Genomic DNA, 20669 nt, shown 5'->3' on the forward strand with positions numbered 1-20669 from the left:
GGCCGGGCACGACGCATCGAGGTGCTCCGGGCCTTGACCCGGCAGGTGCTCACCGCATTGATCAGCCCTACGGCCGATCCGCAGGTCGGCTTCCGGGTCGGTGGAGACCTTGTCCGTAACGCCATGTCCGATCCGCAGGTCGTGGCAGCGAGCATGCGCGTCCTGCGCCAGCGGCTCCTGACCGACCTCCGGATCACCGGACAGACACCCGAGGCCCGGCTCACCGAGCTGATCGAACAGTTCGCGCTCGGATTCACCACCACGCTGCGCGACCATGTCCGCAAAGCGGTCGAGGGCATCAACCGGGACGAACGCGAGGCCTGGCGCACCCACCAGCAACAGTTGCAGCACCAGGTCCGGCGCGCGTTGCTGCACGACCCACTGACCGGCCTGCCGAACCGGTCGGCGCTCGCCACCTACCTCGACACCGTCATCGCCAGGAAACCGGCCACGCGCATCGGCTTGTGCCTGGTCAACCTCCAACGGTTCAGCGCGATCAACGACACCTACGGCACCGCCACCGCGGACCAGCTCCTCCAGGACTCGGCACGACAACTCCGGGGCCTGGCCACCGACCGCGACTACTACCTCGCCCATCTCGGCGGCGACACCTTCGTCCTCGTCGCCGAGGACACCACCGGACCGGACGACGCCGTGAAAGCCGCCGACGCGGCACTGCGGCTGCTCCGGCACCCACTACTGATCCGCGGACACACCCTTGCGATCACCGCGAAGGCCGGCATCGTCGAGCGCACCGCCGGCGAGAACAGCTCAGGAGACCTGATCCGCGCGGCAGCGATGGCGTTGACCTGGGCCCGGCACGACAACCCCGCGACATCCTGGGCCCTGTTCGAGCCGGCCCGCGAAGCGCTCGACATCCGCCGCCACCAGCTCACCCATGCCCTGCCAGATGCCATAAGGGGCGGCGAAGTCACCCTCGCCTACCAGCCGATCATCCGCCTGCGCGACAACACCATCACCGGCATACACGCACTGCCACGCTGGAACCACCCCACCATCGGGTCCGTGCCCGCCGACGAATTCCTCGGCCTCGCCGAACGCATCGGCATCCTGATCCCGCTCAGCACCCACCTCCTGCACGCGGCCTGCGCCCGAGCCGCGACGTGGCAGTCCACCCCGCAACCACCGATGCTCAGCATCGACTGCCCCACCACCCACCTCCGCGACCCGAACATCGTCACCACCGTCACCGCGGCACTCGACACCAGCGGCCTGCCTCCGAGCCGGCTGCAACTCGCCGTCGCGCAGGACGCCCTGCGCGACCCCAGCGACGGCATCGCCTTCATCCTCGACGGACTGGCCCGCACCGGCATCCACATCGCCGTCAACAACACCGGCGGCCCAGCCCACCTCGCTGAATCCCCGATCAGCACCGTCGTGCTCGACCCGCGCCTCCTCAACGGCATCGACGTCTACCTACCGACGTACATGTCGAGCACGACCACGCTCGCCTGGCTCATCGAAATGTTCCACGACCTCGCTCGTACCGTCACCGCCACCGACGTCCACAGACGCGACCAGCTCGAAGCCCTCAACGACCTCGGCTGCGACACCGCCCGCGGCGACTACCTCGCCCACCCCATGACCGGCGAAGCAGCCGACCAACTCTTCAACCCCGGAAACCGGCCACCTCCCCCACCGTCGTAGACCGCGACCACCACAGCCCGCGCCCGCCTACCAGCCGGAGGGACAACCGCCACCTCGACGACCGGCAGCCGCTGAGGTGGCCCGGCACACGCCGGCACACGCCGGTGCAGGGCGGCCATGCGCTGCCCAGCGCCACATGAAAGACGGCGTGGACCTGGGTGGTGACGGTTGGCGGTGCCGGCTGGGGGTAGCTGAGAAGCACCCCGTCCACCGGCGTCTGCGAGCAGCCGAGCTGCGAACGGGCTCGGGCGGCGAACCGGCCGAGCCGATCTGTGCCGGACCACGCAGGTCGAGCAGGCCGGACGTGTGGTTGTACGTTGTTCGGACAGGAGTGTTCCGCGGTGGAGGACCGTGACCGGAGCGTTCGTGATCCGTTGCCGCCCGAGGCCATGGGCACCGGCACGGAGGCCGAGGCCGACGAGGTGGTCGCTGATGCGCACGCGGAGGCGGAAACGCTGGTCAGCGACCGTCAGGTCCTGGGCACGCCCGGCCGGCCGGTCAGCCGCCGATCACCGTTCATGATGGGCCTGCTCGGGGCCGCCGGGGTCGCGGTGACCTACGCGTTGGTGCAGTTCCTGCTCGCCGCCAGTCCGGTGCTGGTGCTGATCGGGCTGGCGTTGTTCCTGGCGATCGGGTTCGAGCCGCTGGTCCATCGGCTGCTGCGCACCGGGATGCCGCGGGCCGGGGCGGTGGTGATCGTGGCGTTCGCCGTCCTGGGCGGGATCGGCGGGTTCCTCGCGGTCGCGATACCGCCGTTGGTGAGCCAGATCGAGGCGTTCAGCCGGCAGGTGCCGACGTATGTCAGGCAGATTCATGACCACAGCACCGCGTTGGGCCGGCTCGATGCCCAGTTCCACATCGAGCGTCAAGTGAGCACTGCGATCAGCGCCTCTCACGGCGCGCTGACCTCGGGACTGCTCGGCGCCGGTGAGCTGGTGCTGAGCGCGACCGCTTCGACGGTCACGGTGCTGGTCCTGGCCGTGTACCTCCTGGCCGACCTGCCCCGCATCCGGCGGCTGATCTACCGGCTCACTCCGGCGTCACGGCGCCCCCGGGTCATCCTGATCGGGGACGAGATCGGCGCCAAGGTGGGCCGGTATGTGCTGGGGAACCTGTTCACCAGCGTGATCGCCGGGTTCGGCACCTGCGTCTGGCTGTTCGTCTTCGGTGTGCCCTACCCGATCGTCCTCGGGCTGATGGTGGCCATCCTCGACCTGGTCCCGGTCGTCGGCTCGAGCATCGCCGGGGTCATCGTGTCGTTGATCGCCCTGACCGTGTCACTGCCGGTGGCGATCGCCACAGCCGCCTTCTACCTCCTGTACCGGCTGCTGGAGGACTACCTCATCGTCCCCCGCGTCATCGGACGCGCTGTCGACGTCCCCGCGACCGCTACCATCGTCGCCGTCCTCGTCGGTGGTGCGGCCTTCGGCCTGCTCGGCGCGCTGATCGCCATCCCGGCGGCCGCCGCGATCGACATCGTGCTCCGCGAAACCGTCTTTCCCGTCCTTGACCGCACGTGAACCAGGGCCACACGGACGACGCACTGGGCCAGGCTCACCGGCTCGAAGGCGCCGCACGCTGGGAGGCTCTCATGCGCCGGTGAGCGTGGTGAGCAGCTTCCGGGCGGTGCGGCGGCCGCGGATGAGGGCGTTGCGGCGGTGGGCGAGGACTGGGCTGGGGGCGGTTGGGTGGTGATGGGAGGCCATTCGTGCGGTGGCGAGCATCAGGTTGACGGTGAAGGGTTCCAGGATGTCGGTGTCGGTGACGCGGTGGCGGAGTTCGCGTCGTGCTTCGAGGTTGTGGGCGTTGGTGAGGTACAGGGTGGCGAGGTCGAGGCCAGTGAGGTACATGCCGGCGGCGCCGAAGTCGAGCAGGCCGAGCCGGCCGGAGGGCAGCTGCTGGATGTTGTGTGGCACGAGGTTGCCGTGGGCGAAGGTGCGGATGTCGCCGCATCGTTCCAGTAGGGCGAGGGTGTGGCGGGCGTCGTCGTCGGTGAGGTGCCCGGCGCGGTGGTGGGCGGTGATGCTGCGCTCGTAGTCGACGTGCCAGAGTTGCATCGCATCACCGGGCGGTCGCCAGGTGGACAGCAGCGCGGCGGTGTGGATGATCCGGCGGACCTGCTCGACGTCGAGGTCACCGACGGTGTCCGGCCCGTCGTGGAGGGGGTCTCCGATGGCGCGGGTGAGGATGAGGACGCGGTCGTCGTCGCTCCAGCGATACGCACCGACGACGACGGGCGGCCGGTGACGATCGAACGCCCTGGCCACGTCGATGTGGTGGCGCAGGCTGCGGCGTGCCGCGGTGGTGTCGACGAGGCGGATGCCGACGGCGACGGGCTCGCCGTGCAGCCGGGCGGAGCTGACCAGGAAGGTGGCCGTGGTCCGTAGCGGCGGCCGGCCGTCGAAGACCAGGCCGCTGGGCAGGCCCGCGGTTGACCACAGCCCGTCGCGTGCCTCGACGTCCTGCCCGGTGTCGCTGCCGCAGCCGTGGATGTCGAGATGCTCGTTCGGCAGTGGTGCTGGGCGGTGCGTCGACGCGGCATGGGTGAGCGCGTGCAGGGCCGCGCTGCAGTCGGTGGCCAGTGCATCGAGATCGGCGAGCTCCGCCGAGGTCCAGTCTCTGGGCTGGTCGTCGATGACGCACAGTGCGCCCAGGACCTGCCCGTCGCTGGAGGTGAGCGGGGCACCGGCGTAGGCGACGACACCCAGGTCGCGGATTGCGTCGTTGGTGTGCAGCAGCGGGTGGCAGCGGGCGTCGCGCACGACCAGACGGTCGTTGGTGCCGACGACGTACTGGCAGAACGAGTGCGTCAGCGGTGTCTGGCGGCTGCGTTGCCACTGCTCGGGGAGACCGGCCGCGCCAGGGAAGAGCTGACGATCCGCCTCGACGAGCACCACCAGCGCGACCGGCGCGCGGAGCTTGGCACGGACCTGCTCGGCGATCATGTCGAACCGGCGGTGCGGCGCACTGCTCAGACCGGTCGCCACGACGGCCTGGAGCCGGTCGCGGTCTCGGACTCTGGCGGCCGACCGGACCGAGTCGATCGTTGGCGGAAGGGACCACCGCTCAGTCATTGTGGTCCTTCCTTCCCGCCGTTCAACCTCGCCGTCGTCGGGAGTATGAGGGGGCATACCCGACATCCGGAAGGTGTAACAACCGGTGAGCACCGTCGTGTAGCGCAACGTTCGTGGGTGGTCCACACTGAGTGCTCACAGTCTGCAACAGAGTGGACACCCGTGGCGATGTCGGGCATCGTCGATGCACTGATGTCGAGGCTTCTGTAACTGCTGTTACCGCGGCCGCATGGTCAACCGTGGGGTGGATATCGATATGTCGTTGCGAGCCCGGCCGGTCCACGCGGTTGTCCTGCCGTGCGACGCCGGGGCCTGCGGCCGGAACTGCCCGGTTGGTTCGCGGTGCCGGCGCGGCTGACGAGCGGTGATGCGGCCCCGCTCCCGCCGCCAGGACTACTGCCGCGGGTGCGGCTGCAGAATATCCTCAACGAGTTCGCCGTCGGCAATCAACCAGTGGGGACAGTCTACGCTCCTGCCGGATCCGGCAAGACCACCGTGATACTGGACTGGATCACGGCGACCGCTGCGGAGCGCAGCATCGTCTACATCGACCTCGCCCGCTGCGACCAGCAACGGTGGTGGCGCGCGAGCCAGCTGCCCGCGCCCTGGTGGCCCGTCGGCGCGGCCACCGTCGACGAGCTCCGCTCGACACTGCGCGCCGTTCAAGGCCCTGCCGATTCGGCGCCGGCGATCGTAGTGCTGGACGGCACCGAGACCGTCACCGACACCACCTTCAGCCAACAGATCCACGGCCTCACCGCAGACCCCGGACTGCTGCGGATCATCCTCGTCGGCCGGTGCGGCCCAGCCGAGACGCAGCCTGGCATGCCCGCGGTCCGCGCGGTCCTCGACGTCACGCACCTGGTGTTCACCGATCTTGAGACCGCCGAACTGTGCGCCCGCCGCGGCCTGTCCGTATCGTCCGCTGTCAGCCGGCGGCTGTATGCGATCACCGGCGGCTGGGCCGTCGGTCTCGCGCTCGCCACCGACGAGCTCGCCGACCACCCGTACGACCCCGAGCCGGTGATCGACCGGCTGCTGCGCACCGGCGCGAACCTCGAGGAGTACCTGCACAACGATGTCCTGCGCAGCTTCCCGGGGCACTGGCGCGAAGCGGTCCGTGACGGCAGCGTCGTCGAGTCGGTGAACCCGGAACTCTTCGAAGCGCTGACCGGCCGCGACGACATCGACGCGGTCCTCGTCGGCCTTGCCCGCGAGGCGATGTTCGCCGTCCCGGTGCACGCCGAATCGGGCTGGTTCCAGTACCGCCGTCTGTGGCGCAGCAGCCTGTACGCCACACTGACCCGCGACGATCCGATCCGGGCACGGGATCTGCACCGGACCGCCGCCGCCTGGTACCGCACCCACGACCAGCCGGCCGAGGCCCTGCGGCACGCCCTGGCCGGCCGCGACCGCGACCTCGCCATCGCGATAAGCCGGACGCACGAGACAGCGATCCGGGCCGAGCACGGCCGGGCCATCGTCACAGCGGCGATATCGCAGCCCTGGTCCGGACTGCGCCGCGACGCCGATCTCGCCGCGGCCTTCGATCTGCACATCAACCGATCCCGTGGCCAAGCCTCACCCGATCGCCGATTCGCCACCTCACCGCCGCGGCCGCTCCCCGCCACAGACCCGGACATCAACGTCGGCAGCTACCTCTGCCGACTCCAGCAGGCGCTGGAACGCGGCGACTCCACGGCAGCCCAGGCGTCGCTGACGCACTACCTCGCTGCCGCCGGCGCCGACCCTGCCGGCGGCGCCGCGCTGCGCTACCACGCCGTCATCGACTACCTCGACGGACGGCTCCGCCAGGCGGCCGGCCACGCGACCGCCGCCCGTGCCCACGTCCGCCGGCACGGCATCACCGGCTCGCACGACGAGGGCTGGGCGTTGCTGATCCTCGCTGGAACCGCGGTCCAGCAAGGTCACCTCGACGTAGCCACCCGCCACCTCGACACCCTCGCCGTCGAGCTGTGGCAGTCCGACCCAGCGCTGCTGGCCGCCGAACGGCTGCACCATGCCCTGGTGCTGCATCAGCGGCACCAGGATGACGCCGCCCTCGCCGGCGTGGAGCAGCTCATCGCCGACGACGCCGACACCCTGCTCGTGCCGCGGTACGCCGCCCGGACGTTGCGCATCGACCTGCTGCTCGCGATCGGGCACACCGCCGACGCGGAGCGGCGCTGGGCCACCGACAACGAGCATGTCGCGGCCCTCAACCCGGCCGCCGCCGCCATCACCACGGCGAAACTGCGGGCGGCCCGCCCCCTCCCAGACCGCGTCGAGGATCTCCTGCGCCCGTTGCTGCACGCCCCCGCGCTACCCCTGTATCACCAGGTCGAGGCGCTGCTCGTGCTGGCCGGTCACGCGGCACGTGCCGGCACACACACCACCGCCGGCCAGCTGATCCAGCAGGCGACCGCTCTCGCCGCTCCCGAGCATCTCCGGCACCCGTTCCTGACCCGCCATCTGCATCAACCTTCCGCAGCCGTCCCCGCCACTGCTCCGGTTTCCGCACCACCACCGAACGCGGCAGGCCTGCGGCAGCTCACACCGACTGCCCTGACGCCCGCAGAACTCGCGGTCCTCCGACTGCTCCCCGGGTTCATGACCGTTACCGAAATCGCCGCCGAACTCTATCTGTCCGGCAACACCGTCAAATCCCACCTGACGGCCATCTACCGCAAACTCGATGTCCGCCGCCGCCGCGACGCCATACGCAAGGGCCATGAACTCGGACTGCTGTAACGGCGGCCGGCGAACACCGGCCCGCTGACGGCCTACCACCGGCTCATCCTCCATCTCGGCATCCCCGGCCTCAGCAAACTCCCCACGGTCGCGACGGCGATGGGTATGTCCGCCGGCGAGGTGCTGAAGTTCAGGTCGAGAACGCCGGAAAGTGCGGCTCGATGGCGTCACGCCCTGTAACCATAGGGCATGCACCACCGTGGTGCGGGGAGGTAAGTCGATGACGACAACGGACAGCCGGGTCGATGAACTGCACGCCCGGTTCGCTGCCACGCGCGAGGATCTCGACGGAGCAGCGCGGCCATTCACCGGGCAGAGCGACGTGAAGACCCGGGCGGGCGAGGCGGTGCGGTATGCCGCGACCGCGGCACGAAACGGCCGGCAACAGGTATCGCAAGTGCGGGAATCGGTGCAGCAGCGGCCAGGTCGCTGGGCCGGCGCCGGCGTGGGGGTGCTCGTCCTCGCTGCGGCGATCATCGGTGCCACGGCCTGGCACCGCAGCCGGCAGCGGCCTCCGCGCCGGGCCACGCGTGCGTTGCGGAACGTCGCCGGCCGCCGTGCGCGATGACCGGGCTGCCCGCTCGCAGCGGGCGGGCGGTCTGCGTGACCGTGATGGGGCGGTCGTCGTCACGCAGCAGTGATCATGGCCTCAAGGGCGGCGCTGCGGCGGATCGTCCCAGCCGGCTTGCCATGCGGGCGAGTCCGGCGACGGCCTTGGAGCGGCTGTGCGAGGGCCACGCGAGCACGGTGGTGACGTGTGGTGCGTCGATCAGGGTGACGGCGGTGTGCGCATTCCACAGCCAGGACCTCGAGGAGGCGCACAGCACCGCCGTTGTGCGGCCGAGGGCGATCAGCTGCGCCAGTTGCGCCAGATCGTGGATCTCCGGGCCCGGTCCGGGCTCGTAGGTGCCGTCATGGCGGGGCCAGCGAGCGATCGGCAGGTCCGGCAGGTCGCTGACGTCGGCCGTCGTCAGCGACGTCCGCCCGGCGAGCGGGTGCCCGGAGGGCAGGATCGCGACCTGCTGTTCGGTCAGCAGGTCTTCGGTGTCGAACCCGGCCAGGACGTCGAAGGGCCGCTGCATGAGGGCCACGTCGGCGCGACCGTCGCGCAGCATCCGCGCCTGCTCCCCCATGCCGCACAGCAGCACCTCGATCTCCGCCGCGCCGGGTTCGGCGGCGTTCGCGTCGAGGAGTCCGCGCAGCAGTTCGTGGTTCGTGCTGGCCTTCGTGGCGAGGGTCAGCCGGGAGGTGGGGGACGCGGCGCGCTGGGTGCGGCGGGCCGCCGCCGCAGTGGCGGCGATGATCACCTGCGCCTCGTCGAAGAGGACCTGGCCCGCGCGGGTGAGCGCGACGCCGCGACGGTCACGGTCGAGCAGGGTCACGCCCAGGCGACGTTCGAGCTGCTGGATCGCCCTGGACAGCGGCGGCTGGGCCATACCGAGCCGCTCCGCCGCCCGGCTGAAGTGCAGTTCCTCGGCGACGGTCACGAAATACCTGAGCTCGCGGAGCTCTAGCGGGTCCACGGGTTCGACGATACGTCGCTGATACCGGCCGGGTATCACAGCGTACTCAAACGGTGTAACGACACCACCGGTGACCGCGCCAGGCTGGGCGTCATGAATGACACGAAGACGGCGCTGGTGACCGGCGCGAACAAGGGGCTCGGATTCGAGATCGCGGCGGGACTGGGCGCACGCGGCTACCGCATCGCAGTCGGGTCACGTGACGACGCCCGTGGCGAGGCCGCGGTGAAGCTGCTGCACGCCGCCGGGATCGACGCGTACGCGGTGCCGCTCGATGTCACCGGCGAGCGCAGCGTCACCGAGGCCGCGGACCTGATCGAACGGCGGAGCGGACAGCTGGACGTCCTGGTCAACAACGCCGGCATCTCGGGGCCGACGGGCCCGGGATGGGTGCAGGACCCGACGACGCTCGACCTCGACGTCGTCCGCGAGGTCGTGGACACCAACGTGTACGGCGTGATCAGGGTGACCAACGCGATGCTCCCGCTGCTGCGGCGCTCGGCGTCGCCGCGCATCGTCAACATCTCCAGCAGCGTGGGGTCGATGACCTGGCAGTCGGACCCCGCCGTCGAAGTCGGCCCGATCATGGCGGCATATTCGCCGACGAAGTCCTACCTCAACGCCGTCACCGTGCACTACGCGCGGCAGTTCGCCGGCACCGGCATCCTCATCAACGCCGCCTGCCCAGGCCTGGTGGCGACCGACTTCACCGGCTTCTACGGCCGTCCCGCCCAGGAGGCGGCCGCCACCCCGATCCGGCTGGCGACGCTGCCCGACGACGGCCCGACCGGCGCCTTCTTCAATGACGAAGGCCCCATCCCCTGGTAGCTCGGCTGCCGCCGGGCGGGTATGCCAGCCACATAGCGCAGGACGACGGCCACACCGGTGCCTCACGATTCCTGTGGCCTGCTGTGGATTTGTCCGTGGCGGTCCGATCATCCCGTAGCGTACCGATCATGATCGCGCCGTTCACCACGAACACTGCGCCCGCCGACCTCGAAGACCTTCGCGCGCGGCTCAGGGCAACGCGATGGCCGGACGCCCCCGAGGACGCCGGATGGTCACAGGGCACCGACGTCGAACGCGCCTTCACCCGCGACGAAATCCTCACCAACCTCACCATCTATTGGCTCACCGGCACCATCGGCTCAGCGATGCGGATGTACCGCGCCAACGGCGCCATCCCGCCGCAACAGCACGCCCGCCGCGTGGAGGTGCCGTCCGGCTTCTCGTTGTTCCCCGCTGACCTGGTGCGTCCACCCCGGGCCTGGCTCGACCGGGTCGCCCACACCGTGCGGGTGACCGAGCACGCGAGCGGTGGACACTTCGCCCCGCTGGAGCAGCCACAGGTGTACGCGGAGGAACTGCGTGAGTTCTTCCGGCCGTACCGTCCGTAGAGGCGCCCTCGGGACGGCAGCGCCTCACTCGCAGCGGAGGACCCGGTAAAGACCATCCGGAAAGGATGAGAACATCTCGCGAAGGGCGGGACAACCTGGCCGTATCCATGGAACTCGAGACGGCCCGACCCGGCCACCCGGTTCACCTGATGCGCTGTGGAGGCCGCCGGCTCCACACGGTCACCGAACGTTGTCAGCGACGTCGGAACGTCGGACGTTTGAACCGAATGGTGAGGTCAGACGAGCTCCTCGGAAGGGACGCGTGTCGTACGCAGGGTCGTCCCACTAGGTGTGCACATTGTGATGGGACGGATATTCAATGAGGGGCGCATCCGAGCTGCTGTACACCGCTGTTAGCGACCTGGCCCTGGTACAGGACCTGGAGCAGTGTCAACAGATCATCCGTGGCACCGCCAGGCGTTTGGCCAACGCTCACGGGTCCACCGTGGTGCTGCTGGACGACGGGTATTGTTTCTACGCTGATGAGGACACGGTGAGCCCGCTGTGGAAGGGCCAGCGATTTCCTGTGCAGCAGTGCATCAGCGGGTGGGCGATCCTCAATCGTCAGCCGGCCATCGTGCCGGACATCCAGGTCGACGAGCGGGTCCCGCAGGAGGCGTACCGGCCGACGTTCGTGAAGAGCCTCGTCATCGTCCCGATGCGCGTCGACGATCCGCTCGGGGCGATCGGCGCCTACTGGATCCAGCCACACCATGTCACCGATGAGGAACTGGCCCGACTCCAGTCACTGGCCGAGGCGGCTGGCGCAGCGCTGACACGCCTGATGACGCCGGCAGACACCACGCGGCGGCCGAGCAGGCCGGTGAGCTCGGGGGCGACGGGCACGCCGGCATAGCGGGACTGCCCGCCCAGCGGGATCAAACCGTTGTTTTTGCGGTAAAATACCCTTGCGTGAGGGCGCGTCAGCACGCCTGGCGATTCACGGTGGCTTCCCGGGGTGATGGGTGAGCGCAGGCGTCGCGTGTTGACGCAAGGTCAAGGACGGTAGCCGGTGCGCGCAAACCGAGTTTCGTTGCTGCTGAGGCCGAAGCCGCCGCCGCTTTGGCTCGGGCTGGTGGTCGCCGTGGCGTTTGTCGCGGCGGAGACCATCGTGCTGTTTCCCCTCAGGGGAGACTCTCCAGCGGGCGCCCCAGCCGTGATCTACCTCTGCGGCATCCTGGTCGTCTCGATGGTGTGGGGGGCCGGGCCCGGCATCGTGACAGCGGTGGCCAGCGCCATCGCCTTGAACTATTTCCACGTCCCGCCCTTCTGGGCGTTCGATTTCACCGCACGTCGGGACCTGCAGACCCTCGTGGTGTTCATCGCCACTGGGCTGGTGGCCAGCCGCCTTGCCGACGTGGTCCGCTCCCGAGCCGCCGAGGCGTCGCAACACCGCCAGGAAGCCGACCTCACCGCCGAGCTGGCCAAACGCATGTTGTGCGCAGACGACCTGCGCGCGGCGCTCGGCCCGACGGCACAGCAGCTCGCGCACGTGCTCGAGCTGCAGTTCGCGGCAATCGAGCTCGATGCGGTTCCCGGGGACGAGCGGCGGGCCGCGTTCCCGCTGTGTGACGGTACGACGCGCCTGGGCACCCTGCTGGTTCCGGCCGACCTCCCCGAACAGACCCGCGAGCGCCTGCAGCAACGGGTGGTGCCGTCGCTGGAGACGCTGTTGTGCACTGCACTTGACCGCGAGGCGATCACCGCCTCGCTGAAAGCGAGCCGCGAAAGGTCCACCGTGCTCATGGAAGAACAAGCCGCGTTGCGGCGCGTGGCCACACTGGTCGCACGTGAGGCCTCACCAACCGACGTGTTCGACGCGATAACGGCAGAGCTCTGCCGGACCCTCGGGCCGGTCCGCACAGCACTGATGCGCTACGAGCCGGACTGCACCGTCACCCGCCTTGCAGGTCTCAGTGAGCCGAACGGCCCGACGTCCGTACCGCTCGAGGTGGACGATCTCGTCGGGACGGTATTCCGCACCAGGCGTCCGACCCGGATCAACAGCCATGAGAATGCCACGGGCCTGGCCGCGGCGCCCGCGCGCGGGCTGGGTATGCGCTCAGCGGTGGGCATTCCCGTTATGGCTCAGGGCCGTCTCTGGGGCGTACTCGCTGTGGTGTCGTTCACGGCCGAGCCCATACCGCCCGCCACCGAGGCGCGCCTGGCCGACTTCACCGACCTCATCGCGACCGCGATCGCCAACGCCTGGGGTCGTGCGCGGATCGCCGCCTCTCGCGCCCGCATCGTCACCGCCGCCGACCACGCTCGACGACAGCTCGAACGAGAGCTGCACGATGGAGCGCTGCAAGGTCTCGCCTCGGTCGGGCTCGATCTGGGCATGCTCGAGGCATCAATGCCGCCCGAGCTGAACAGGTACAAAGAGCAGCTGTCACGGACGACGCAGCGCCTGAACGGCGTATTCGCGTGCGTGCAGGAGGTCTCGCGGGGAATCCATCCGGCGATCATGTCCAAGGGCGGGCTCGGCCCCTCGATCAAGTCACTCGCCCGCCGCAGCGCGATCCCGGTGGAACTCCATCTGAACATCGACCGGCGGCTGCCCGAACTTGCCGAGGTGGCCGCGTACTATGTCGTGTCCGAAGCGCTCTCCAACGCCGCCAAGCATGCCCGAGCAACTGTGGTGCACGTTGACGCCGAGGCGGAGGATGCGGTCTTCCGGCTCTCGATACAGGACGACGGTATCGGCGGAGCCTGCCCCGGCGAGGAATCCGGGCTGATCGGCCTGCAGGACCGCATCGAGGTCCTCGGCGGCCACATGGAAGTCCTGAGCCCCGTCGGACACGGCACAGCACTGCTGGTCAAGATCCCAATCGACAAGGCATGAACGCCGCCGACTGTTTCAATGTCCGCTAAGAGGAATACCAGGACCGCGCCGCGGTGGTGCATCCGTCGTCGCGGCCTGCCGGTCTGCGCCGCTGTCGTGCGGGCCATCGTGCGATTGTCTCGGCCGTCGGCAGCGCCGCAGCCCCTGCTGACACTGGGCCTCGATCGCGGCAGTTGTGCGGCCAACGCTGCGTTCCGGCCAGCTGGCGCCTCAGCTGATCACTCATGGGCGCCGCCTGTTCGTCACGGAGCAGGTCGCTGGTTCGGGCTATCGTTAAGGGACGACGCAAAGTACGTCGGGGTGCCGTCACGGGTCGATGTGGGCGGTATTGAGCCAGATGCAGCCGCCCCGTGTTGACGTAAGGCGTGGAGGGCGGTCGCTGATGTCGGCGCGCCTGATGGCGCTGTTGCTGTCGCAGAAGCGGCCGCCGTTCGAGGTCGGGCTGATCACCGCAATGGTTCTCATTGCGGTGCAGACGGTCGCGCTGCTTCCCTTCAGGGGAGGCTCTGGAGACGACGCCCGAAGTGTGGCCTATCTGTGCGGCGTTCTGGTGGTCTCGAGCGTGTGGGGCGCCTGGCTCGGCGTGTTGACGTCGGTGGCCAGTGCCATTGCATTTAACTATTTCTATGTCACCCCCTTCTGGTCGCTGAACCTCACCACCCGCCATGACCTGCAGACGGTAGCGGCGTTCATCGCAGCTGGGCTGTTCACCACCTTCGTCGCAAACCTGGCCCGATCCCGCGCAGCCGAGGCGTCTGAGCGCCGTCAGGAGGCAGACCTCGCCGCCGAACTGGCGCACCGCATGTTGCGCGCCGACGATCTGCGTTCGACGCTTGGCCCTGCGTCGCAGCGGCTCGCGGAAGCGTTCGAGCTGCAGTCTGCGGCAATCAACCTCCAGGCGGTTCCCGGGGACGAGCAGTGGACCGCATTCCCCTTGTGGGACGGCGTGACGCACCTGGGCACGCTGCTGATCCCTGCTGACGTCCCCGACCGGACCCGGGAGCGTTTGCGGCAGCGGGTGGTGCCATCCCTGGAGTCGCTGCTGGGCGCGGCACGTGAACGTAAGGAGATCACCGACTCGCTGAGAGCGGCCCGCGAAGAGGCTACCGGACTGGTAACGGAACAGGCCTCGTTGCGGCGGGTGGCGACCCTGGTCGCGCACGGAGCCTCACCGGCCGAGGTGTTCAACGCGGTGACCACCGAACTGTGCCAGCTCCTCGGCCCGTACAGCACGGGGCTCATCCGCTACGAGCCGGACTACACGGGCACCCTCGTTTCGGGCCGCAACGAGCCCGGCATGGTCGAGATGCCGGCCGGGACGTGCCTCCGGCTTGAGGACGACTGCCTTTCCGGGATGATCAGGCGCACCGGCCGCTCGGCCGGGGCGAACTACGACAACGCCGAAGGCTCCACCGCCGCGGTCCTGCGAGAACTAGGCATACGTTCGGGGGTCGGCGTGCCGGTCGTGGTCGAAGGTCGGCTCTGGGGCGCAGCCGTCGTTTCAACTACGAGGTCCACACCGATACCGGCTGCGGTGAGAGCACGGCTGGCCGACTTCACCGAGTTGGTTGCGACCGCCATCGCCAACGCCGACAGCCGTGCGCAGCTCACTGCCTCCCGTGCCCGCATCGTCGCCGCCACCGACGAAGCCCGTCGGCGGCTCGAACGCGACCTGCACGACGGCGCGCAGCAACATCTCATTTCGCTTGGCCTCCAGGCACGCATGTTGCAGGCCACACTGCCAACCGGATGTGACACGACGCACGAGGGACTGACACAAATCGCGACCGGTCTGACCAGCGTCTGCGAGGATCTCCGGGAAATCTCACGGGGCATCCATCCGGCGATGCTGTCCAAGGGCGGACTCGGCCCGGCGCTCAGAAGCCTCGCCCGCCGCTGTGCGCTTCCTGTCGAGCTCGCCCTGGACATCGACCGACGGTTGCCCGAGCGAATCGAGGTGGCGGCGTACTACGTGGTGTCCGAAGCGCTGACGAACGCAACCAAACACGCCCAGGCGACCGTGGTGCATGTCGATGCCGCGGCGAGGGATGCGATCCTCCGACTCTCGATCAAGGACGACGGCATCGGAGGTGCCAGCACCGGCCGGGGGTCCGGACTGATCGGGCTCCAGGACCGCATCGAGACCGTCGGCGGCCACCTGGAGATCGTGAGCCCGGCCGGCAGCGGCACAACCCTCCTGGTCAAGATCCCGATCGACACGACCAGACCGCCGGCCGCCGGTTCCTCGCGGTGAGCCTCGTCGATCCTTCGCAACACCACCGGATGCTCGAGCCCATAGGCGGGTGCTGTGGTGCCGCGCGGGCCGCCACTCACGGCCGTGACGACGGCCGCCAGGACGACGAGTGCCACGATTGCTGCGACACGGAACGGGAATCGACGTCTCACCATCACTGCAACTTCTGCCCCTGGTCCGATCGACAGGGACAGTCGCCCCACGCACCCGCGGGGCGACCGCTCAACCTTGATGCCGGTGTCGCAGGGCAATTACGCCCAAGAGGTGCTGACCACCCAGCTGACGTCGTCGGACCATGCTGCGGTGGCGTCGAAGGTATTCGAGCCGCCGTTGCTGGCGATGTAGACGTTGTTGCTGTAGTGGCGGATGTACCGGCTGGCGAAGTTGGCCGAGGCGAACGAGTTGCCCTGGCCGTTCCGCCCGGCCTGCGGGCAGAACGTCGCGTCGGAGGCGAACAACGAGCTGCCGTCGTTGGCGTTCAGGTACAGCTGGTAGTTCTGGTGCCGTAGGTAGCTGCCGGCGGCGTTGCGGGATTCGAAGGAGACGCAGGAGCTGTTCGCCAGCCCGGCCCGCACGGTCCAGGAGGCGTTGCCCTTGTCGGTGGCCGAGCTGGCGGCGGTGATCACCGAGGTGGCCACGGTGCTGCCGGTGTGGCTGATGTACCGGGTCGTGCAGCAGGCGGTGGTGGCGCGCAGCGAGATGGCTGAGCCCGGTGTCAGTGAGCCCGGGTCGGGGTTGCCCGACGCGCCGTACCCGGCGGCGTTGATGTTGGCCTGGACGGCGTCCTCGGTGGCGTTGGACGGGTAGCCCGACGTCATCACGCCCTCGTAGAAGGTGCCGGCGGCGCCGTGGCTGTTGTCACCGCCGATGCCGAGGATGATGGCGCCTTCCTTCTTCATCGGGTTGTAGCCGGAGGCGTTGGGACGCTTCCCGTCGTAGTACGTCGAAAGGCCGCCGGACTGGGCGTTGCCGGCCCGGATGGCCCAGTGGTTGGGCTCGCCCTTGAGGACGGCGGTGAGGAACCGGTGACTGACGCTGGGGTTGCCGGCGTTGTTGCCGGGGTTCACGCCGGAGAACAGTCCGTTCTCGAGGTCGGCCATGACCCATGGGCCGTTGCCCGCGCCGGTGCCCCAGACCTTGTTGTTGCCGAAGTAGATCGCTTCCATGGTGCCGTTGCCGTTGTCGCGGCTGTTGGTCTCGGCGTTGCCGTAGTCGAAGCAGCAGCCGCCGTTGTAGTGGGTGCCGTCGAAGATGGCGTACATGCCTTCCGGCTGGTCACCCTTGGCGATGCCGTTGGTGGTGTTGTTGCGGTAGCCGGTGCCGGGTGCCACGAAAACGCCGTAGGCCTTGTGTCCGGCGATGGTGATCGGCGCCGCTTTGGCGTCGGCGAGGTTGTCGTAGCCGCCGGGGGCCGGGCCCTGGAACCCACCGGGCGGCGCCTGGGTGAGCCGGTTGTTGCGGCCGGACTGGTCGTAGATGATCGTGATGACACAGCTGGTGTTGGCGCAGAACGTGTCCTGAGCGGCGGCGTCGGCGTAGCCGCCCGCGCTGAGCAGGCCGATGTCCCGGGTGGTGCTGTCCGAGGATCGGCGGACCTGGTAGAGCGGTCCGTTGTACGCGCCCAACAGGGCCCGGGTGGTGCTGTGCGCCGCGACGCACGGCGTGCCGCCCGCGGCGTAGATGTCGCACGGCTGGGTGGTCGCCGCCTGCGAGGTGCCGCTGCCGACGAGGACGCCGGCGACAAGTGCGCACGCGGCGGCAACAGCCAGCAGTGCGCTACGGATGCGTCGACTTCGTGGCCGTAGGGCCACGGTTGACCTTCTTCCTGACGGTGTCCGGGGTGTGGCTGCGTGACCGCCGCCGAGCGGACCGGTCGGGCGACGCTCGGACGGGGACGATCCGCGGCAGGGGAGCCGGCGGCGGCGCTGCACGGCTCCTCTCGACAAGGCGACGCCGACGCCCACGCAAACCCAATGGCGGAGAGTTTGCGATGTGAGCGCTAACATAGCGCCATCCATCGATGCGGGCAACTACTGAAAGCAAGAGAAGGCAGGTGCGGAAAACTGTTATGAGGAGTCCCGGTCCAAAGTCCACAGATCCCTGACCCTTCGCACGAAACGAGCCGAGAAGGCCCGCGTGCGCGCCGGGTCCCTAGCATTCAGAAATCATCTCGGCAATATATGAAGTCAGTCGTGGCATCGCTAACATGAGCGCCAACGAAGGGGGCGCTTCATGAATTACGGTCGCGCAGCGGTGATGAATGACGTCGCGCGGCTTGCGGGAGTCTCGCATCAGACGGTGTCACGGGTGCTCAACAACCGCCCGGAGGTCAGCGAATCCACGCGCGAGCGGGTGCTCGACGCGATGCGGCAGTTGAACTATCGCCCGAACGCCATGGCGCGCGGCCTGGCGAACCGCCGCTCCCGCCTCATCGGAGTGGTCACCCTGGAGACGATCCTGTACGGTCCCGCGGCGACGTTGCTCGGCATCGAACGAGCCGCCGGTGTCGAGGGCTACGGCGTCAGCATCTCGACGCTGGAGCGGATCGACCACGACGGCGTGCTCTCGGCCCTCGAATCCCTCACGGATCAGTCCGTCGCCGGCGTGGTGGTGATCGCGCCGCACGGAGCCGTCGCGCGCGCGTTGCACCGGCTGCCGTCGAGCGTCGCCGCCGTCGCCGTGGAGGCCGAGATCGGTGGCGCGGTGCCGACGATCTTCGTCGACCAGGTCGCCGGTGCGCGGAAGGCCGTGGAGCACCTCATCCAGCTCGGCCATCGCAAGGTGTGGCACGTGTCAGGGCCACCGGACTGGCTGGAGACACGGGGCCGCATCGAAGGCTGGCGCACGGCGCTCGCAGACGCGGGCCTGCACGCGCCCGCGGTCATCGCCGGCGACTGGAGCGCCCGGTCCGGATACGCTGCCGGGCTGCAGCTCGCCGCACAAGGCAACACCACCGCGGTGTTCGCCGGCAACGACCAGATGGCGCTAGGCATGATCCGCGCCTTCCACGAGCGGGGCATCCGTGTGCCGGACGACGTCAGCATCGTGGGGTTCGACGACATCCCCGAGGCGATGTACCTCTGCCCGCCGCTCACCACGATCCGGCAGGACTTCGACGAGGTCGGCAGGCGGTGCATCGCCGCCCTGGTGCGGCTCATCGAGACCGACCCGCGCGACCGGCTCAGCCCGTCGGAGCCGGTGCCGAGCGTGACACCGACCCTGATCGTCCGCGAAAGCACCGCTGAGCCCTGCGCGGCGGGGCATTCGGCACACAACTCTCCGCGAACACAATGAGCAGGGAACTGCTCGCCAAAAAGTGTTACGCGGCGATGTCACCTCAAGTCGCGTACCGCCCGGCCGACCTGCATCCCGGCGAATCCGCCGGGTGAAACCCGATCCGAGGCGCAACATCCGGCGCTGAGTTCCCGAAAGTTTCAGAGCTGGGCCCCCCAGGTCGTGGCCGATTTACGGGAAAAAATCCTGTAAAACGCACAAATCGCCACCGGACGCGGCGGACCCGGCTTTGCCCGTGAGCCCGGATTTCGCCACCCCGCTCCGAAAGAGTTTCGGAAAGTATTGTCCCCTCGAAATTGCCGTGTGAGCATGGCGATGCATTGAAGCCCACCGTTCACCGGTCCGGGTCGTGCGACATCACCGACACCCCTTTGCGCGCGGCGGCTACGGCCTGCCGTGCGTGCGATGGTCGGCGTCCCGGACAGAACCGACAAGGAGTCCACAGTGGCAGCCAGACCTCTTCACGCCGCCGACACCCCACGGAGACGAACGCTCCGGGTCCGGGTGGCGATCGCCGCCGTCGTCGCCGCGGTAGCGTCGACGGGTGCGGTGATGATGATCCCCGCCGCCAATGCGGCCGCGAGCACCCTGGGCGCGGCGGCGGCGCAGTCGGGCCGGTACTTCGGCACCGCGGTCGCCGCCAGCAGGCTCGGTGATTCGACGTACTCGACGATCGCCGGACGCGAGTTCAACATGATCACCGCCGAGAACGAGATGAAGCCCGACGCGACCGAGCCCTCGCGGGGCCAGTTCAACTTCAGCGCGGGCGACCAGATCTACAACTGGGCCACCCAGCGCGGCCTGAAGGTGCGCGGCCACACCCTGGCCTGGCACTCCCAGCAGCCGAGCTGGTGGGGCGGGATCAGCGGCAGCACCCTGCGGCAGGCGATGATCGACCACATCAACGGCGTGATGGGCCACTACAAGGGCAAGCTCGCGGCCTGGGACGTGGTCAACGAGGCCTTCAACGAGGACGGCAGCCGCCGGCAGTCCAACCTGCAGGCCACCGGCAACGACTGGATCGAGGCCGCGTTCCGCGCGGCGCGCAACGCCGACCCGTCCGTGAAGCTGTGCTACAACGACTACAACATCGAGAACTGGTCGTACGGCAAGACCCAGGGCGTCTACCGCATGATCCAGGACTTCAAGTCCCGCGGCGTGCCGATCGACTGCGTGGGCCTGCAGACGCACTTCACCGGCGGCAGCTCACTGCCGGGCAACTTCCAGACCACGCTGTCGAGCTTCGCGGCCCTGGGCGTGGACGTCGCGCTGACCGAGGTCGACGTCACGAACTCCGCGACCAGCCAGTACGCCGGGCTGACCCAGGCGTGCATCAACGTGCCCCGCTGCATCGGCATCACCGTGTGGGGCGTGCGGGACAGCGACTCGTGGCGGTCCAACGAGAGCCCGCTGCTGTTCGACGGCGGCGGCAACAAGAAGTCCGCCTACAACTCGGTGCTCAACGTCCTCAACGGCGCCGGCCCGACCACGTCACCGACCGCGAGCGGCACGACGTCCACATCGCCGTCGACCCCGCCGGGCGGCGCGAAGCGGATCGTCGGCGCACAGTCCGGCCGGTGCGTCGACGTGCCGAACGCCTCGCAGAACAACGGCACGCGGGTCCAGCTGTACGACTGCCACGGGCAGAGCAACCAGCAGTGGACCGCCACGTCGAGCCGGCAGCTGACCGTCTACGGCAACGTGTGCCTGGACGCCGCCGGCTCCGGCAACGGCGCCGCGGTGCAGATCTACAGCTGCAACGGACAGTCCAACCAGCAGTGGAACGTCAACAGCAACGGCACCATCACCGGCGTGCAGTCCGGACGCTGCCTGGACGTCTGGGGCACCGGCAACGGCCAGCAG

14 protein-coding genes are annotated in these 20669 nt (G+C 69.0%); 11 read left to right on the forward strand and 3 right to left on the reverse strand.

From position 1 onward, the window contains the following. The first annotated feature begins 123 nt into the window (after positions 1-123). Together ABZS58_RS35760 and ABZS58_RS35765 are read left to right on the forward strand one after the other, a co-directional pair. Entirely contained in the window at positions 124-1668 is a 1545-nt protein-coding gene (locus tag ABZS58_RS35760; RefSeq protein ID WP_354787692.1) for a bifunctional diguanylate cyclase/phosphodiesterase, read from the forward strand. A 272-nt stretch (positions 1669-1940) separates the two neighbouring features. Next, positions 1941-3188, forward strand: coding sequence for an AI-2E family transporter (locus ABZS58_RS35765; protein ID WP_354787693.1), 1248 nt, complete (start codon positions 1941-1943; stop codon positions 3186-3188). Between the two features lie 69 nt (positions 3189-3257). Here ABZS58_RS35765 and ABZS58_RS35770 read toward each other — a convergent pair whose 3' ends face one another. Continuing rightward, the gene (locus ABZS58_RS35770; RefSeq protein ID WP_354787694.1) at positions 3258-4742 is read right to left on the reverse strand and encodes a GAF domain-containing protein; all 1485 of its coding nucleotides are present in this window, start codon (positions 4740-4742) and stop codon (positions 3258-3260) included. A gap of 453 nt (positions 4743-5195) precedes the next feature. Here ABZS58_RS35770 and ABZS58_RS35775 point away from each other — a divergent pair, with 453 nt between their 5' ends. Then, complete coding sequence (locus ABZS58_RS35775; protein WP_354787695.1) at positions 5196-7493, forward strand: LuxR C-terminal-related transcriptional regulator; 2298 nt, start codon at positions 5196-5198, stop codon at positions 7491-7493. A gap of 220 nt (positions 7494-7713) precedes the next feature. Continuing rightward, complete coding sequence (locus tag ABZS58_RS35780; RefSeq protein ID WP_354787696.1) at positions 7714-8061, forward strand: hypothetical protein; 348 nt, start codon at positions 7714-7716, stop codon at positions 8059-8061. A 73-nt stretch (positions 8062-8134) separates the two neighbouring features. Here the strand turns inward: ABZS58_RS35780 and ABZS58_RS35785 are convergent, their stop codons facing one another. After that, positions 8135-9016, reverse strand: a complete 882-nt coding sequence (locus ABZS58_RS35785; protein WP_354787697.1) for a LysR family transcriptional regulator — start codon at positions 9014-9016, stop codon at positions 8135-8137. A 93-nt stretch (positions 9017-9109) separates the two neighbouring features. Here ABZS58_RS35785 and ABZS58_RS35790 point away from each other — a divergent pair, with 93 nt between their 5' ends. The 5 genes from ABZS58_RS35790 (at position 9110) to ABZS58_RS35810 (ending at position 15512) form a co-directional block, all read left to right on the forward strand. Further along, on the forward strand, positions 9110-9844 hold the full coding sequence (locus ABZS58_RS35790) for an SDR family oxidoreductase (protein ID WP_354787698.1): 735 nt from the start codon (positions 9110-9112) through the stop codon (positions 9842-9844). Positions 9845-9972: 128 nt separating this feature from the next. After that, positions 9973-10413 (forward strand): epoxide hydrolase N-terminal domain-containing protein, encoded by a 441-nt coding sequence (locus tag ABZS58_RS35795; RefSeq protein ID WP_354787699.1) that lies wholly within the window; start codon positions 9973-9975, stop codon positions 10411-10413. A 319-nt stretch (positions 10414-10732) separates the two neighbouring features. Continuing rightward, the gene (locus tag ABZS58_RS35800) at positions 10733-11269 is read left to right on the forward strand and encodes a GAF domain-containing protein (RefSeq protein WP_354787700.1); all 537 of its coding nucleotides are present in this window, start codon (positions 10733-10735) and stop codon (positions 11267-11269) included. A 177-nt stretch (positions 11270-11446) separates the two neighbouring features. Continuing rightward, positions 11447-13258, forward strand: coding sequence for a DUF4118 domain-containing protein (locus ABZS58_RS35805; protein WP_354787701.1), 1812 nt, complete (start codon positions 11447-11449; stop codon positions 13256-13258). A 382-nt stretch (positions 13259-13640) separates the two neighbouring features. Next, the gene (locus ABZS58_RS35810; RefSeq protein WP_354787702.1) at positions 13641-15512 is read left to right on the forward strand and encodes a DUF4118 domain-containing protein; all 1872 of its coding nucleotides are present in this window, start codon (positions 13641-13643) and stop codon (positions 15510-15512) included. A 251-nt stretch (positions 15513-15763) separates the two neighbouring features. Here the strand turns inward: ABZS58_RS35810 and ABZS58_RS35815 are convergent, their stop codons facing one another. Continuing rightward, on the reverse strand, positions 15764-17323 hold the full coding sequence (locus ABZS58_RS35815; RefSeq protein ID WP_354787703.1) for an alpha-L-arabinofuranosidase B: 1560 nt from the start codon (positions 17321-17323) through the stop codon (positions 15764-15766). A 445-nt stretch (positions 17324-17768) separates the two neighbouring features. Between ABZS58_RS35815 and ABZS58_RS35820 the strand changes: the two genes are divergently transcribed. Both ABZS58_RS35820 and ABZS58_RS35825 read left to right on the forward strand, forming a co-directional pair. After that, positions 17769-18806 (forward strand): LacI family DNA-binding transcriptional regulator, encoded by a 1038-nt coding sequence (locus tag ABZS58_RS35820; protein ID WP_354787707.1) that lies wholly within the window; start codon positions 17769-17771, stop codon positions 18804-18806. A gap of 444 nt (positions 18807-19250) precedes the next feature. Then, positions 19251-20669, forward strand: a 1419-nt coding sequence (locus ABZS58_RS35825; protein WP_354787704.1) for an endo-1,4-beta-xylanase, incomplete at its 3' end; no start/stop codon positions are given.

It is taken from the genome of Dactylosporangium sp. NPDC005555, assembly GCF_040605635.1.
In the GTDB taxonomy this organism is placed as follows: Bacteria; Actinomycetota; Actinomycetes; order Mycobacteriales; family Micromonosporaceae; genus Dactylosporangium.

Excerpts from the sequence above, each read along its gene's own strand:
- ABZS58_RS35760 (WP_354787692.1), top strand. The coding sequence starts at position 124 with ATGTCCGATCCGCAGGTCGTGGCAGCGAGCATGCGCGTCCTGCGCCAG.
- ABZS58_RS35770 (WP_354787694.1), bottom strand. The coding sequence starts at position 4,742 with ATGACTGAGCGGTGGTCCCTTCCGCCAACGATCGACTCGGTCCGGTCG.
- ABZS58_RS35780 (WP_354787696.1), top strand. The coding sequence starts at position 7,714 with ATGACGACAACGGACAGCCGGGTCGATGAACTGCACGCCCGGTTCGCT.
- ABZS58_RS35790 (WP_354787698.1), top strand. The coding sequence starts at position 9,110 with ATGAATGACACGAAGACGGCGCTGGTGACCGGCGCGAACAAGGGGCTC.
- ABZS58_RS35795 (WP_354787699.1), top strand. The coding sequence starts at position 9,973 with ATGATCGCGCCGTTCACCACGAACACTGCGCCCGCCGACCTCGAAGAC.
- ABZS58_RS35800 (WP_354787700.1), top strand. The coding sequence starts at position 10,733 with ATGAGGGGCGCATCCGAGCTGCTGTACACCGCTGTTAGCGACCTGGCC.
- ABZS58_RS35810 (WP_354787702.1), top strand. The coding sequence starts at position 13,641 with ATGTCGGCGCGCCTGATGGCGCTGTTGCTGTCGCAGAAGCGGCCGCCG.
- ABZS58_RS35820 (WP_354787707.1), top strand. The coding sequence starts at position 17,769 with ATGAATGACGTCGCGCGGCTTGCGGGAGTCTCGCATCAGACGGTGTCA.